This is a genomic window from Stutzerimonas stutzeri SDM-LAC (assembly GCF_000235745.1).
Lineage (GTDB): Bacteria > Pseudomonadota > Gammaproteobacteria > Pseudomonadales > Pseudomonadaceae > Stutzerimonas > Stutzerimonas stutzeri_H.
Window position 1 is genome coordinate 1 of record NZ_AGSX01000111.1, and the last position, 14649, is coordinate 14649.

Annotated in this window: 14 protein-coding genes and 2 pseudogenes; 6 read left to right on the top strand and 10 right to left on the bottom strand. The window is 61.6% G+C overall.

Annotated elements, in window-relative coordinates; all coding sequences use genetic code 11:
* Positions 1–219, top strand: a pseudogene (locus tag PSTU_RS20720) (peptidase S8 and S53 subtilisin kexin sedolisin); the annotation flags it as partial.
* A 493-nt stretch (positions 220–712) separates the two neighbouring features.
* Positions 713–2821 carry a glycoside hydrolase family 5 protein gene (locus tag PSTU_RS0111390; protein ID WP_019341153.1) on the top strand — a complete coding sequence of 703 codons (2109 nt, stop codon included), beginning with the start codon at positions 713–715 and terminating at the stop codon, positions 2819–2821.
* Between the two features lie 42 nt (positions 2822–2863).
* On the opposite strand, the gene PSTU_RS0111395 is transcribed toward PSTU_RS0111390, so the two are convergent.
* Complete coding sequence (locus PSTU_RS0111395; protein WP_019341154.1) at positions 2864–3244, bottom strand: hypothetical protein; 381 nt, start codon at positions 3242–3244, stop codon at positions 2864–2866.
* Between the two features lie 154 nt (positions 3245–3398).
* Here PSTU_RS0111395 and PSTU_RS0111400 point away from each other — a divergent pair, with 154 nt between their 5' ends.
* Positions 3399–3695: a hypothetical protein gene (locus PSTU_RS0111400; protein ID WP_029404738.1), complete on the top strand. Its 297-nt coding sequence runs from the start codon at positions 3399–3401 to the stop codon at positions 3693–3695.
* Positions 3696–3740: 45 nt separating this feature from the next.
* Here PSTU_RS0111400 and PSTU_RS0111405 read toward each other — a convergent pair whose 3' ends face one another.
* Together PSTU_RS0111405 and PSTU_RS0111410 are read right to left on the bottom strand one after the other, a co-directional pair.
* Positions 3741–5087 (bottom strand): DEAD/DEAH box helicase, encoded by a 1347-nt coding sequence (locus tag PSTU_RS0111405; RefSeq protein WP_029404739.1) that lies wholly within the window; start codon positions 5085–5087, stop codon positions 3741–3743.
* Positions 5088–5267: 180 nt separating this feature from the next.
* Positions 5268–5588: a hypothetical protein gene (locus PSTU_RS0111410; protein ID WP_019341157.1), complete on the bottom strand. Its 321-nt coding sequence runs from the start codon at positions 5586–5588 to the stop codon at positions 5268–5270.
* Positions 5589–5654: 66 nt separating this feature from the next.
* On the opposite strand from PSTU_RS0111410, the gene PSTU_RS0111415 reads away from it, so the two are divergent.
* From PSTU_RS0111415 to PSTU_RS0111425, 3 genes are all read left to right on the top strand, one after another.
* On the top strand, positions 5655–6587 hold the full coding sequence (locus tag PSTU_RS0111415) for a LysR family transcriptional regulator (RefSeq protein WP_019341158.1): 933 nt from the start codon (positions 5655–5657) through the stop codon (positions 6585–6587).
* Positions 6588–6651: 64 nt separating this feature from the next.
* The gene (locus PSTU_RS0111420) at positions 6652–7203 is read left to right on the top strand and encodes a peptidylprolyl isomerase (protein WP_019341159.1); all 552 of its coding nucleotides are present in this window, start codon (positions 6652–6654) and stop codon (positions 7201–7203) included.
* A gap of 68 nt (positions 7204–7271) precedes the next feature.
* Positions 7272–7685, top strand: coding sequence for a DUF6306 domain-containing protein (locus PSTU_RS0111425; protein WP_019341160.1), 414 nt, complete (start codon positions 7272–7274; stop codon positions 7683–7685).
* 28 nt (positions 7686–7713) lie between these two features.
* Here PSTU_RS0111425 and PSTU_RS0111430 read toward each other — a convergent pair whose 3' ends face one another.
* The 7 genes and pseudogenes from PSTU_RS0111430 to PSTU_RS20725 all read right to left on the bottom strand — a co-directional run.
* Positions 7714–8616: a CHAD domain-containing protein gene (locus PSTU_RS0111430; protein ID WP_019341161.1), complete on the bottom strand. Its 903-nt coding sequence runs from the start codon at positions 8614–8616 to the stop codon at positions 7714–7716.
* 55 nt (positions 8617–8671) lie between these two features.
* Positions 8672–9937: an Hsp70 family protein gene (locus PSTU_RS0111435; protein ID WP_019341162.1), complete on the bottom strand. Its 1266-nt coding sequence runs from the start codon at positions 9935–9937 to the stop codon at positions 8672–8674.
* A gap of 128 nt (positions 9938–10065) precedes the next feature.
* Positions 10066–11412 carry a spinster family MFS transporter gene (locus tag PSTU_RS0111440; protein ID WP_019341163.1) on the bottom strand — a complete coding sequence of 449 codons (1347 nt, stop codon included), beginning with the start codon at positions 11410–11412 and terminating at the stop codon, positions 10066–10068.
* 126 nt (positions 11413–11538) lie between these two features.
* A complete protein-coding gene (locus tag PSTU_RS0111445) occupies positions 11539–12321 on the bottom strand; it encodes a hydroxypyruvate isomerase family protein (protein ID WP_019341164.1) in 783 nt (260 codons plus the stop codon).
* Positions 12318–13205, bottom strand: a complete 888-nt coding sequence (locus PSTU_RS0111450) for an NAD(P)-dependent oxidoreductase (protein ID WP_019341165.1) — start codon at positions 13203–13205, stop codon at positions 12318–12320. The genes PSTU_RS0111445 and PSTU_RS0111450 overlap by 4 nt, the downstream gene beginning before the upstream one ends.
* A gap of 66 nt (positions 13206–13271) precedes the next feature.
* On the bottom strand, positions 13272–13595 hold the full coding sequence (locus PSTU_RS21905; RefSeq protein WP_202799405.1) for a protealysin inhibitor emfourin: 324 nt from the start codon (positions 13593–13595) through the stop codon (positions 13272–13274).
* A gap of 33 nt (positions 13596–13628) precedes the next feature.
* Positions 13629–14649: pseudogene (locus PSTU_RS20725) on the bottom strand (M4 family metallopeptidase); the annotation flags it as partial.

Here is a 14649-nt window from a genome sequence, read left to right on the forward strand (position 1 = left end):
CTGGCGCCAGAACAGCTGCGTGAACTGCTGCGCCGAAGCGCCTTGACGATAGGCCGTGATAGCGATTTCGAACCCGCCGAAGCCGATGACCTGACCGCGCCGATCCTGCCATCGGAGCGCAGCTATCAACTGAACAACCAGGACATTGGGCGCTCTGCTCGCCTGGATATGCGCAAAGCACTGGAGCTGACTGTCGATAGTCTGCAGCACGTCCGCTGACAACCCATCACCGACGCCTCGTGCGCTCAGCGGACACGACAGGCAAGCACTTCGCTATAGGCAAACATTTCGGGAACCCCGCTCCGGCAACATCCTGAAACAGGTCGAATACACCCAAGGCGCCACCCAAGCGAAACGGCAGAAGTGCCACTGCATTACTTCAAAACTTGCTGTGTGCGCACTCAACCTCAGTTATTTCAACTACTTAAACAATGACGTCAATTTGATATTCCATTGCCATCTAATAGTGGCAATAGAGATATTTATATAAGTTTGTTCGGCGTTATCATTTTTTATGGCGCCAATATAACTTCAACATTTAAGCCCATATCTATATAAAGCCTATGCACGCGGCGCCTGCATATTCTGAAGCGCCCTCGCGTTGCTTGGTGGCGTCAACGGTCGGTGCTTCGTTCGATGCATGGGTCCTTGGATGCTTCCGCACTTTTTAAAGGGTCACGGCCCTTTGTCGTAATAAGTTCCGGAGATTTCAATGCTCGTCAAAAAGACGGTCTGCACCCGTAACATGCTACTCAGTGCCGCGCTACTCGCTGCAGCCATCGGCTTGAGCCCAATCCAGGTTGCTCATGCGGCTACCGCCAAGGCAACTGCCGCCGCCCAAAAGGTTATCGCCACCGCCGCGGTCAATGACTTCACCAGCCCCCAATGGCTCAAAGGCAGCTGGCGTCAGTCTGCCGGCCTGTCGATTCCGGCCACCGCAGCCAACAAAGCGGCGTTCAAGAAAGGCGTCCAGGTCAGAACCGCTGACGGTCAGGTTCGCACCATCAAGGTGATCTATTTCTCCGGCGCCCACATGAGCGTGATGCTCTCGGGCGCCACCTTGAACGCATCGAAAAACGGTCACCCGAAAACCATTTCCGCATTGGGCACGACGCCGGTGGCCGGCATAACCCCTCCGGTCACCAGCGACAACCAGGCCGCGGGCAGCGCCGCTCACAGCACCGCCATCAACAACTACACCAACAGCGACTGGTTGAATGGTGTCTGGCGTAAGTCGGCTGGCTTCTCGATTTCCTCCAGCAGCGCCAACCGCTCTGCATTCAAGGTTGGTTCCTCGGTGAAGCTCGCTGATGGTCAGACGCGCAAGATCAACGCCGTGTATGTGTCTGGCAAAAACATGAGCGTGATGCTTTCAGGGGCGGCGCTGAGCGGCAAACTCGGTTACCCGAACAAGTTGTTCTCGGCGACCAGCAGCAGTGCCCCGGTAGCGCCAACTGCCCCGAGCAAACCCGCGACTCCGGCGCCGGGCCCGGTTACCAGCCAGCCTGCGGCCGGCTCGCCCATGACAACCGCGATCAACGCCTTCAACGGCGGTGATTTCGTCAATGGCGTGTACAACACCAGCAAGTTTGTCGGCATCTCGGTCAAGGCGACCGCGGAGAACAAGGCGGCATTCCACAAAGGCGCGAAGGTTCGTTTCTTCGGTGGCGATGTGCGCACCATCAAGCTGATCTACCATTCCGGCGGCAATATGACCGTCATGGTCGATGGTGGCCCCATTGACGGCAAGGCGGTGGGCTACCCCCGCACCGTCTCGGTCAGCAGCACCGGCTTCAGCAATACAAGCCCAATCGTCGACAGCACGCCAGCGGCAGGAAACGCGGCACCGGCAAACCCGATCAATCTGGTAGGAATCAATCTGGCCGGGGCAGAGTTCGGCACAGATGTCAGGCTGCCCGGTGTCTACCTCAAGCAGTACATCTACCCCGGCGAGGCCGAATTCAAGCGTTACGCCGAGCGCAATCTGAAGCTGGTTCGCCTGCCGTTTCGCTGGGAGCGGATCCAGCCAAGGGTCAATGGCGAATTGAACAGCGCCGAGCTCCGCCGCATGCTGGCAACGCTCGACCATGCGAAGAAGTACAACATGCAGGTCATCCTCGACATGCATAACTACTATCGCTATTACGGCAAGATGATCGGGACTAACGAAGTGCCGATAAGCGCGTTTGCCGATGTCTGGCGGCGCATTGCCCAGCAGGTTGCCAACCATCCGGCAGTCTATGGCTACGGCTTGATGAACGAGCCACACACTACTAACGGCAAGTGGCCCGCCGCCGCGCTGGCTGCTGCAAAAAGCATCCGCAGTGTCGATGCCAAGAATTGGGTGGTGGTCGCCGGTGATCGCTGGTCCAGCGCCTTCCATTGGCCGTCCTATAACACCCAGCTGGTCAAGGACGCGTGGATGCGCGACCCGAGCAACAATCTGATGTTCGAAGCCCATCTGTACTTCGATAAGGACTACTCGGGCTACTACACCAACCGCTACGAACAGTACGACCCGATGATTGGTGTGGTGCGCGCGAAGCCCTTCGTCGAGTGGCTGAGCAGGTATCGTCTGCGCGGCTTCATCGGTGAGCATGGCGCGCCGGACTTTTCGCCTTCCGCCGTGGTTGCCATGGACAACCTGCTCAAGTACCTCGGCCAGCACTGCATTCCCAGCACCTATTGGGCGGCCGGACCCTGGTGGGGCGACTATGCCCTTTCACTGGATGTGAAAAGCGGCAAAGCTCGCCCTCAGTTGCCGATATTGCAGAAGCATGCAGCGAACAAATCCTGCGGGGCCATCGGTCCGCTGCGGTAATGCCCAGGCGGCGCCCCGTATTTGCGGGGCGTCTTCCTGGCGCTACCCTGCTGCCGCTAGGCCGTCGAATACTTCCGGGACCAACGCCGCCTCACCTTTTTCATTCAGACGCCGCCGGTTCTCGGTTCGGCCCGCCCCGCCCTCCAGCATCTCCATCAGGCGCACGCCTCGATCAGTCAGCACGAAATTCTCGCCATTGCCGCCCTGCTCCTCCGGTCGCGACTCCATGTAGCCGCCTTCGAACAGCAGGCTCTCGTAGTTCTGCGCCTCGGCTTTCAAGGAATCCAGGTTGGGCATCGGCTGACCGGCCTCCTCGACCGCCAGGGCATGCTCGTCTGCGTACTGGCGCGGTGCGAAGCTCTCGTTTCCGGGTTTCTGCGCTTCTCGCAGCAGGCGTAGCATCAAGTCCCAGTCGTAGGTCATGTCCGTTCTCCTGTTGCGCCGCTTTGGGAAGGCGGCCATTGCTATTCCGACCCCGCTCGAAGCGGCATGGTTCGATTCAGGGACACCGCAAACGGCTGAACTAAAGCGCGCCAACAACGATCCACCGAACAGATCGTTATTTGAGGAGCGCGCCATGAAACGCCTGTTGATTCCAGCCACCCTCGCCCTGCTGGCCAGCCAGCCGGTATTTGCTGAGCAATGCACGACTGATGAAATACACGCCAAGGCCAAGCAGCTCGCTGATCGTGTCAACGAACTGACCGAAAGCAATCCAAAGCGGGCCGCTGAGATCAATGAGGAATTGCGCGACATGGAGGTCAAGCAGACGGCCGAGCAGCTGGGCAGCGAATGCGAAGCCTACGAAAAGCGCATCGAGCACGTTGAGCAAGCGGAAAAGGAAGCCGACATCGCACCGGCAGAAAAGCGTTAGGAGGGAGAAACGAGCCGGGGCTGAGATTGCCCCGGCTGTGACGGCTTACTCAGAGACAGGCTTTTTACGCCGTAGCGGCGCGAGACCGTCCTGGCTGACGACAGATGACGCTGGCGCTTCGCGCTTGGCGTTTTTCGGTCGTTTGGCTACCGGCTTGGCTGCAGACTTACCTTTCTTGTCCACTGCTTTTTTCTTGTCGTCTTTTTTCTTCTTGGTGCCGGCGGCCTTGCCGGACGCCTTGAGGTTCTTCGGACCGCCATAGCTGCCTTTCAGCCCTTTGATCACACGGCGTTCAAAGCGCTGCTTGAGGTAGCGCTCGATGCTCGACATCAGGTTCCAGTCGTTGTGGCAGATCAACGAGATGGCCAGGCCTTCAGCCCCGGCGCGGCCGGTGCGGCCAATCCGGTGAACGTACTCGTCGCCCGAACGCGGCATGTCGAAGTTGATCACCAGATCGAGCCCTTCGATGTCCAGCCCGCGCGCGGCCACATCGGTAGCCACCAGCACCTTGACCCCGCCTTCCTTGACCCGGTCGATGGCCAGCTTGCGGTCTTTCTGGTCCTTGTCGCCGTGCAGCACGAAGGCTTTCACGCCTTCGGCCACCAGCCGTCCATACAGCCGGTCGGCCTGCACGCGGGTGTTGGTGAAGATCACGGCCTTCTTGTAGGTCTCGTTTGCCAGCAGCCAGTGCACCAGCTTTTCTTTATGCTCGGTGTCTTCGGCGGTGATGATTTGCTGGCGGGTACCTTCGTTCAGTTCGCTGACGCGGTTGAGTTGCAGATGCAACGGATCGCGCAGCACGGCGGCGCTCATTTCGCGCAGCGCCGCGCCCCCGCTGGTAGCCGAGAACAGCAGCGTCTGCTGGCGCTTGGCGCACTCGCCCACCAGACGCTGCACGTCTTCGGCGAAGCCCATGTCGAGCATGCGGTCGGCTTCGTCGAGAATCAGCAATTCGACATCTTTGAGGATCAGGGTGCCGGCGTTGAGGTGTTCGATCATCCGTCCCGGTGTGCCGATGAGAATGTCCGGCACCTTGCGCAGGATGGCCGCCTGCACCTTGAAATCCTCACCGCCGGTGATCATCGCCGACTTGATGAAGGTGAACTGCGAAAACCGTTCGACCTCCTTGAGCGTCTGCTGCGCCAGTTCACGGGTTGGCAACAGGATCAAAGCGCGCACATCGGTTCGCACCACGGCGTCGCCGATTAACCGATTGAGCATCGGCAGCACGAATGCGGCCGTCTTGCCACTGCCGGTCTGGGCTGTCACCCGCAGGTCACGCCCTTCCAGCGCGGGGGGAATGGCTGCCACCTGTACCGGGGTCGGCTCGACGAATTTGAGTTCGGCGACCGCCTTGAGCAGGCGTTCGTGGAGGGCGAATTGGTCAAACAAGGGTGACACCTCAAACAAGTCGAAAAAACGTCGCATAGAGTAACCCGTCCGACGCGCACAGAGTCGCCTTTGTGCAGCACGATGACAGGCTAACCGGCAGGTTGGCGCCGAGGAGCGGATAGCGAAAAAGCCGCCGAAGATTCATTGACCGCTATGGTAATAGCCTGGGTCAGGCGGACTTCATTGAGGCTCGCACGTCAGCTTGATGCGCAGGCGAATGACGTCGCGTTTGAACTTGGCAGTCATCGGCTTGCTCTCCCCCGACTCCAGCGTGACACGTCGAGTACGCGGCATTTCCGGCCCGTTGCGAAACGAGGCAGTACACTCCACGGGGCGCTCACCAATGTTCTGCAGCACCAGGCCAGCCATGTCGCGGTCGATAGTCTCGGTGCTCGCCAGCACCTCTGCGCCGTTGAGCTCTTGTTCGAGCTCCACGGGGTAGCTGACGGCAGCTGCGCTCAGTGGGAAGATAACGAGCGCAGCGAAGCAGAGTCTTTTCATTTGTTGTGGGCTCATTCAATAGGCGATCGCCAGCGTACCAGACCGACGCAACAGGAAAACATTGGAATGAAAGTGCCACGTGTGACCCTCGATCAATGGCGAACCCTGCAAGCTGTGATCGACCACGGCGGCTTCGCCCAGGCCGCGGAAGTCCTACACCGTTCACAATCATCGGTGAGCTATACGGTCGGGCGCATGCAGGAACAGCTGGGTGTGCCGCTGTTACGCATCGATGGTCGCAAGGCGGTACTCACCGATGCCGGCGAAGTGCTCTTGCGCCGCTCACGGCAATTGGTCAACCAGGCCGGTCAGCTGGAAGAGTTGGCGCACAATATGGAGCAAGGCTGGGAAGCCGAGGTGCGGCTGGTGGTCGACGCCGCCTACCCCAACGCCAAACTGATCCGTGCACTGACCGCATTCATGCCGCAAAGCCGCGGTTGCCGGGTGCGGTTACGTGAAGAAGTGCTATCCGGCGTTGAAGAGGTACTCAAGGACGGCACGGCGGATCTGGCCATCAGCGGTCTGGATATCACCGGCTATCTCGGCCAGGAACTCAGCACCGCCGAATTCATTGCCGTCGCTCACCCAGATCACGCGCTGCATCAACTGCAACGCAAGCTCAGCGTCCAGGACCTGCAAAGCCAGATGCAGGTGGTGGTGCGCGATTCCGGCCATCGTCAGCCGCGCGACAGCGGCTGGCTGGGTGCGGAGCAGCGCTGGACGGTTGGCAGCCTGGCCACTTCGGTTGGCTTTGTCAGCAGCGGGCTGGGCTTTGCCTGGCTACCCCGCCATATGATCCATCGTGAACTGGCCGAAGGTGCCTTGAGGCCGCTGCCTCTGGTCCAAGGCAGTATTCGCCGGCCGCTTTTCTACCTCTACACTAACCCCAACAAACCGCTCGGGCCTGCTACACAGATTCTCATCGACTTGATCAGGACGTACGATGCACAAGCGCAATCGCCTGTTCAGCCGATGGGCAACATCACGCACGACGGCTGAAGCACTTGTACAACCGGCCTGCATGAACGGGCTGACTCAGGCTTACCCATACCAGGAATAGACCATGAAACGACTCGCACTCGCCGCCTGCTCACTGCTGCTTGCCGGCAATCTGCTCGCTGCGGAGAATCCTCACGTACTGCTGAACACCAGCATGGGCGAAATCGAAATCGAACTGGAGGCCGAAAAGGCCCCGGTCAGCGTGAAGAATTTTCTCGAATATGTCGAAAGCGGCTTCTACGACGATACCGTCTTCCACCGCGTGATCCCGGGTTTCATGATCCAGGGCGGTGGCTTTGGCGAAGGTCTGAACCGGAAGAAAACCCGGGAGCCCATCAAGAACGAGGCCGACAACGGGCTGCATAACGTACGTGGCACGCTGGCGATGGCGCGCACCCAGAGCGTCGATTCGGCCACCAGCCAGTTCTTCATCAACCACCGCGACAATGACTTCCTTGACCACGGCAGCCGCGACTTCGGCTATGCCGTCTTTGCCAAGGTGGTGCGTGGCATGGACGTGGTCGACCAGATCGCCCAGGTGCCGACCGGCAACCGCAGCATGATGCAGAACGTACCGCTGACGCCGGTGAAAATCGTCTCCGCGAAAAAACTCTGACCTTAGATATCTGTCGGCTGCGTGCACGGCAGTAGCCGCGCACCGGCTTGCTGAACAGGAGAGCTGACATGAGTGAACAGAACCCGCTGAACACCGCCGAAGGGGAAGCAAAACTGCTCCAGGATCTGCTGAGCGCCGAGCGTGCCGGGGCCAAGGTGGCCGGTGAAAGCCTGCAGCAGTGCAACGATCCAGCCCAGCAAAAGCTCCTCGAGCAGATCCGCCAGGGCGAGGTCGACAGCTGCCGGCTGGTGCTCAACTGCCTGAACCACCTGAACATCGCACCCAACCGCGAGACCGGCGCGTTTTATGGCAAGGCGATGGCCATCGAGTCGCTGGATGAGCGCATGACGTTCGTCGACCGCGGCCAACAATGGGTGATCCGCAAGCTGCGCGAATACCTGCCCGGATGCAAGGATGATTTCATCCGTACCGAGCTGGAAAAAATGTTGAAGATTCACGAAGTCAACAGCCAGGCGGCCTGATGCCTGGCTCGTTGTACAGGGCCAGTGCCTAGCGGCCGTTAGCGCTCGCCCAATAGCGCCGCCAGCGCGCCACCAGCGCCTTCGGCGTCTCCGAATAGATGTCCGCTCCCCGCTTGAGCGCGGCGCTCTGTAACTCGCTGCGGCGTTCCGCAACGGCTATGCCGAGTCGCTCACGCAGGGCGGCGTCGCCGAACAACGCTGGCTGAGCCTGCATCAGCGCCGTCAGCACCGCCAGATCATGGTCATCGCCCAACAGATCCGCCAGGCCCTTGAGCGAGTTGCTGCGTAGCGTCATCAGCTTTGGCCAGCTCGGCGTAAGCAGCCGCGACTGGTACCAGTGGTCCTTGACCCGTTTGCGCCACTGGTGAAGTTGTTCGTCGCTGAGGTCTTGTCTGGCTTTGGCCAACTCAGCGCAGCCATCGGCGTAGGTACGCTTGATACCCCCAGCCAGCAGGTCGAAGCCCTTGGCCTGGAGTGGCCAGTTCTCGACACAGCCGCGGGCGTCGTTCAGCTCGTCGATCACCTTGCCGATACGCGTATCGAGGTCGGTCGTGCCGCCGTTTTCGGCCTGCTTCGCCCGCGTCTGCAGACGCCGCCGGGCCTGCTTGAAGTCCGCCTCGGCGAACAGGGCCGGGAAACGCTTCGCCAGCGCATCCCAGCTTTCCAGCATGGCCGTCGCATCACGCGATTCGGCCAATGCGCGACCCAGATCTCGCAAGCGATGATTTTCGCGCTGAAACGCGTCACCCAGCGGCGTGCGCACCAGGCGCAGAAGCGCGCGCAATTCCTTGAATCGTTTACGCGCCTGATGCACGCCCTCGGCTCGATCCTCGGGTGCAACGCTCAGCGCCTCGATGGCTTTGTCGATACCCTGCCGGGCGACTTTTCGCACCTCAGCGGCAGGGTCTTGCGGACGCAGCTTGTAACCCATGAAAGCTCCCGTTCAAACCCGCTGCCACGCTCGCCCGGCAGGCATGGCGGGCGATTCAACCGTAGCGCTTGCGCGCCTCGATGGCCAGGCCGCTGCCGATGCTGCCAAAGCGATTGCCTTCGACGTGACGTGCCCGCGGCAGCAAGGTGGCGACGCCCTGGCGCAACGCCGGAATGGCGCTGGAGCCGCCGGTGAAGAACACCGTGTCGATGTCCTCGTGCTTGAGCCCGGCACTCACCAGCAATTGACTGACATTGGCGCGGATTCGTTCGAGCAGGGGTTCAATCGCCGTTTCGAATACAGGCCGCGTGAGCGTGGCTTCAAGACCGGGTTCGATTCGCGCGAAGTCGATCAGGTAGCGTTCATGCTCGGTCAGTTCGATCTTGCCTTGCTCGATCTGCATCGCCAGCCAGTGACCCGCGCGTTGTTCGATCAGGCTGAACAGCCGGTCGATTCCGGTTGGGTCGACGATGTCGTAGCGCATGCTCTGCAGCGCACGCAGCGAAGCCGGTGCGTAGACCGCGTTGATCGTATGCCAGGTGGCGAGGTTGAGGTGGGTGCTGGTGGGCATCGGCGCATCGCTTTTCATCCGGCTGCCATACCCGAACAGCGGCATCACGCCCTGTAGACTGAGCTGCTTGTCGAAATCGGTACCGCCGATGTGCACGCCCGACGTGGCGAGGATGTCGTCCTGTCGGTCATCGATCTGGCGCCGCTCCGGTGCCAGCCGCACCAATGAGAAGTCCGAGGTGCCGCCGCCGATATCGACGATCAGCACGCGCTCCTCCCGTTCGATCCGCGACTCGTAGTCGAAGGCTGCGGCGATGGGCTCGTACTGGAACGAGACATCCTTGAAGCCGATCTTCCGGGCAGCTGTGGCGAGGGTGTCAGCGGCTTCCTTGTCCGCCTGCGGATCGTCGTCGACGAAAAATACCGGTCGCCCCAGCACCACTTCGTCGAACGAGCGATCGGCCTGCTCCTCGGCGCGCTGCTTGAGCGTGTTCAGGAACAACCCGAGGATGTCCTTGAACGGCATGGCGCTGCCCAGCACGGTGGTTTCGCTCTTCAGCAACTTTGAGCCCAGCAGGCTCTTGAGCGAGCGCATCAGGCGCCCTTCGTAACCTTCGAGGTATTCGGACAGGGCCAGTCGGCCGTATACCGGACGACGCTCCTCGACGTTGAAGAACACCACCGAGGGCAATGTCTGCTGATCGCCTTCGAGTACCAGCAGCGGCTCGGCGTCGGGTCGCCACCAGCCGACGGTGGAATTGGAGGTACCAAAGTCGATGCCGCATGCGCGGGCGGGGGACGGGTTGTGCATGTGCGGTCCGGACTGCCAAAAACGGCCGCGCAGTTTATGCGAGCCAGCCGGCAAATGCTGGCCAATCGTCGGCGATCCTAACCAAGCCGACCACTGCGACAGCCGCGTGCCGCCGCAGTGGTGTGCCCTTAGGCGAGTGCCGGTTCGCCAGCGGCCGCGGAGTCGGTCATGCCATCTGTCATGCGCTTGGCGTCATGGCAGAAGGTCCGCGAGGCCTGGAACAGGAACATCATGGTCAGCAGCAGCGAGGCTGGGATCAGGTACATGGCACCATGCAGGCCTTCAGCGCGGAACACTTCGCTCATCTCGCTGGCCCCTGCGGCAAGCATCGCCGACTCGGCAAAGTGGTCTGACAGCAGCCCGACCACCACTGTCCCCATACCACCGCCGAGCAGGTAGAGCCCGGCGAAGAACAACGCCATGGCGGTCGCGCGCAGACGCGGCTCGACCACGTCCTGGATAGCGGTGTAGACGCAGGTGTAGAAGTTGTAGGAGAACAGCCAGCCGATGCTGAAGACCGCGACGAACACACCAACCTCGATCCGTCCGGCAAGCAGCGCGTAGCCCGTCGCGAGCGTGGCGACGGCCATGCTTACGGCAGCAAAGATCAGCCGGCCACGGGCGAAGCGCTGATGGATCTTGTCCGCGACCCAACCGCCCAGGGTCAAGCCAATCAAACCGGTCAAGCCGACGATCACCCCGGTGGCGACTGACGCCTCCACCAGCGGCACCGCGTGATAACGCATCAGCAGCGGCACCATGAACGCGTTGCAGGCGTAGGTCGCGAAGTTGAACGCCAGCCCCGCCAGCACCAGCCACCAGAAGGTGCGGATCGCCAGAACCTTGCGAATCGGTTGTTCCACGGCGGCCTGCGACACCTTCACCGTTTCCGCCGCGCCACGCTGGGGCTCCCGGACGAAAAAGATGAACAGCGCCAGCACCAGCCCAGGCACTGCTGCAATGAAGAATGGCGCGCGCCAGCTGCCGAAATACTCCACCATCGAGCCGATGGTGAAGAAGGCCAGCAGCAGCCCCAGCGGCAGGCCGAGCATGAAGATACCCATGGCCCGAGCCCGCTTGTGCGCCGGGAACAGGTCGCCGATCAGCGAATTGGCCGCGGGCGCATAGCTGGCCTCACCGATGCCGATGCCCATGCGTACCAGCAGAAAGGTCCAGAAATTCCAGGCCAGTCCGTTGACCGCCGTCAGGCCGCTCCAGACGGTCAAGCCCCAGCCCATGATCTTGCGCCGCGAGCCGATATCCGCCATGCGCCCCAGCGGCACGCCAGCGATCGCATAGATGATGGTGAACGCAGTGCCAATCAGACCCAACTGGAAATCGTTGAGATCCCACTCCAGGCGGATCGGCTCGGCGATGATCGCCGGGATGGTCCGATCGAAGAAGTTGAACAGGTTGGCCAGAAACAGCAGAAACAGGACGCGCCAGGCGTTCGCGGCTTGGGTGGATGGCTGCATGACGTCGCTCTCGAATTATTGTTATGCGCCGGTCGTGCCCCGACCGGTTCTCGGAACTGACTCTAGGGTTCTCGCAGCCGTCTGTCTGTCACCATCACTTTCGCTGATGCCGGCCGATGCGGCGGCTCAGCTTTGCCGCCAAGCTTCCAGCCAGCCAAGACCGGTCGAGGTATCGCGGCCATCTGGGCGGTACTCGGCGGCCAGCCAGCCGGCGTAGCCAGTATTTCGCAACGCATCGAGCAGAGGTCCGAATGCCACCGAGCCGGTGCCCGGCGCACCGCGGCCTGGGCAATCGGCGAACTGTACGTGTCCGATCCGGATGCCCAGCAGTGCTATCCCAGCGGCGATATCCAACCCCTGTCGGGCCATGTGATAGAGATCTAGCTGTGCCTGGCAGTTGGGATGATCGACCTGTTCCAGCAGCGCTTGCAGATGCGCCGGCGTGTTGATCAGAAAACCCGGCATGTCCAGCGGATTGATCGCCTCGCACACCACCCTCACGCCGAGCAACGCAAAGGCCTCTGCGCTTTTGCGCAGGTTGTTCGCCAGAGTATCCAGGGCCTCCTCGCGCGTGACGCCTTCAGCCAATCGGCCAGGCAGTACGTTGACGCACATCGGCCGCACCATGGCCGCGTAGGTAAGCCCTTCCTGAAGAGCGGCATCGAACTCAGCCTGCCGTGACGGCATCGCGGCCAACCCGGCACCGCCCTGCATGAAATCGCCGGCCGGCAGATTGATCAGCACCAGCGGCAGTCCTGCACGCTCAAGCAGCTCCTTCAGACGAATCGCCGGCAACTCATAGGGAAACTGGATTTCCACACCGTCGAATCCTGCGACGCGGGCCGCCATGATGCGCTCGACCAGGGGCAGCTCGTTGAACAACATGGACAGATTGGCCGCGATCTTCATTGCTTTTGTTCCCTGAACATCCTGACCAGCGTGGACGGATCATTTTCAAGTTCGCCGCCACTGCCGTGCAGGCGCATCAGCTGTGCGGCGAGCCCGGTCAACGGCGTCGCACTGCCTGCCTCGCGGGAGAGCTGTACGGCGGTGTCGAGATCCTTGAGCAGGGTGCGCACGCGCCATTTCACGGGTTCGAATGCGCTATTAGCCATCTGCGGAGCGAGGATCTGCAGCGGTTTGGAATCAGCGAAACCGCCTGCCAGGGCCGTCGCAATGAGGCTGGCGTCGACACCGGAGCGTTCGGCCAGGGCCACCACTTCGGCAATGACCAAAGCGTTGCAGGCGACGATCATCTGGTTACAGGCCTTGGTCACCTGGCCGGCACCGATGTCGCCCATGTGCGTCAGCCGCTGGCCGAGGTGCGCCAACACGGGCCGAACCCGCTCGACATCCTCGCTGCGTCCACCGGCCATGATCGCCAAGCTGCCCGCCTCGGCACCCGCCGTGCCGCCGGACACCGGCGCATCGACCCAACGCATGCCACTGCGGGCCTCGAGTTCGGCGGCCATGGCGCGTGTGGCGGCTGGTTCCAGGCTGGAATGGTCGACCAGAAGTTGACCACCTTTGGCGCCCTCGACGATTCCGTCTGCGCCAAACATCACCTCTCGCACCACGTCGGTATCGGCCAAACAGAGCAACACGATGTCCGCGTCGCGACACAGGTCGGCTGGTTTGTCGGCCTGTCGCGCTCCGGCCTCGATCAGCGGCGCGCATTTTTCTGGGGAACGGTTCCAGACCGTCAGGCGATAGCCGGCAGCGAGCAGCCGTCGGCACATCGGCAGGCCCATCAGGCCGATGCCGGCAAAGGCGATAGAGGGCAATTCGGACATACGGATGGCTCCTTGAAAACCGGGGATGGAATTCTAGCGCCGCACAGGCGCCAGCAGCCAAACCCGTCAGATGACGCTGCCCTTGTCCCAGAGCCGCACCAACTCACCCGGCGCCTGCTCTTCGGGGACTTGTAGCACCATCTGACTGTCGCGCTCGTTTTCCCGGTAGCGGAGTTCGATCTGGTAATAACGACGGTCGCCCTGCCCTGCGGCAGCACTCGCCAATGGCAAGCAGCCTTCCAGTACCGAACAAACCTGGCCGCGTTGCTGCTCATCGCAGCTGGCTAAATCGATCTCACGCGGACGGGAAAGTGCCTGCAGCGCGGCAAACCCGCCCTGCCTGGAAAGGCGAACGGTTGCTTCATTGCCCAGCGGTGGTAACTGTTTCATCACCTCTCCTCGTTGGCTTGCTTGCGGCACAGGGACACCGACATCTGTCCATGCCTGCCTCACCGCCTGCACCTCGCCGCTCCCAGGCCCGAAGCGGGTCGCCGCGTTATCGACGGTCAAACCAGCGAAGACGGCGAAATCCGCATCGTTGGCCAAACGCCGGTCACAGAGGGTGTCGTACCAGATGTGTCCGGCCTTTTCCCAGGCATAGCCGCCGATGGCCTGGGCGGCGAGATAGAAGGCGCGATTGGGAATGCCGGAGTTCAGGTGCACGCCGCCGTTGTCGTCACGGGTGTCGATAAAGTCGCGCATATGCGCCGGCTGCGGGTCCTTGCCCAGCAGCGGATCGTCATAGGCGCTGCCGGGATTGGCCATCGAACGCAGCGCCGTGCCATTCACCCTATCGGTCAGCAACTCAGCGCCGATCAGCCAGTCAGCCTGTTGCGCCGTCTGGTTGAGGCTGAATTGTCGGACCAGCACGCCGAACACGTCGGATATGGATTCGTTCAGAGCGCCGGACTGGTCGAGATACAGCAGCCCGGCTTCGCTCTCGATGATGCCATGGGTCAACTCGTGCGCCACGACATCCAGCGACAGCGTGAAGCGATTGAATATCTCGCCATCACCGTCGCCAAAGACCATCTGCGCACCGTTCCAGAAGGCGTTCTCGTAGCCAACGCCGTAGTGCACCGTGCCGATCAGCGCAAAGCCATGATTGTCGATCGAGTCGCGCCCGAACACTTGCCAGAAACATGCGTGGGTCTTGCCGAGCGCATCGTAGGCCTCGTCGACCGCCGCATCGCCAACCAGTGGCTGGCCCTCGATTCTAGCCAGCGCACCAGGCAACAGCATCTGCTGTCCCGCATCGTGAATGCTGCGTCGCGGCTCGCCTGGCCGACCTCGTTCAGGCAACACACTGACGGCCGGTTGGCGGCTGGGTGGCCCTGGATTTGGCAGCAGAGCACGCACCTGCGCCAGCGTTTCCATCGCCCGCTCGCGCTGCCGCGCCGAGCCGTTATCGATGATACGGTCGAGTATGTATGGCGGGGTAAAG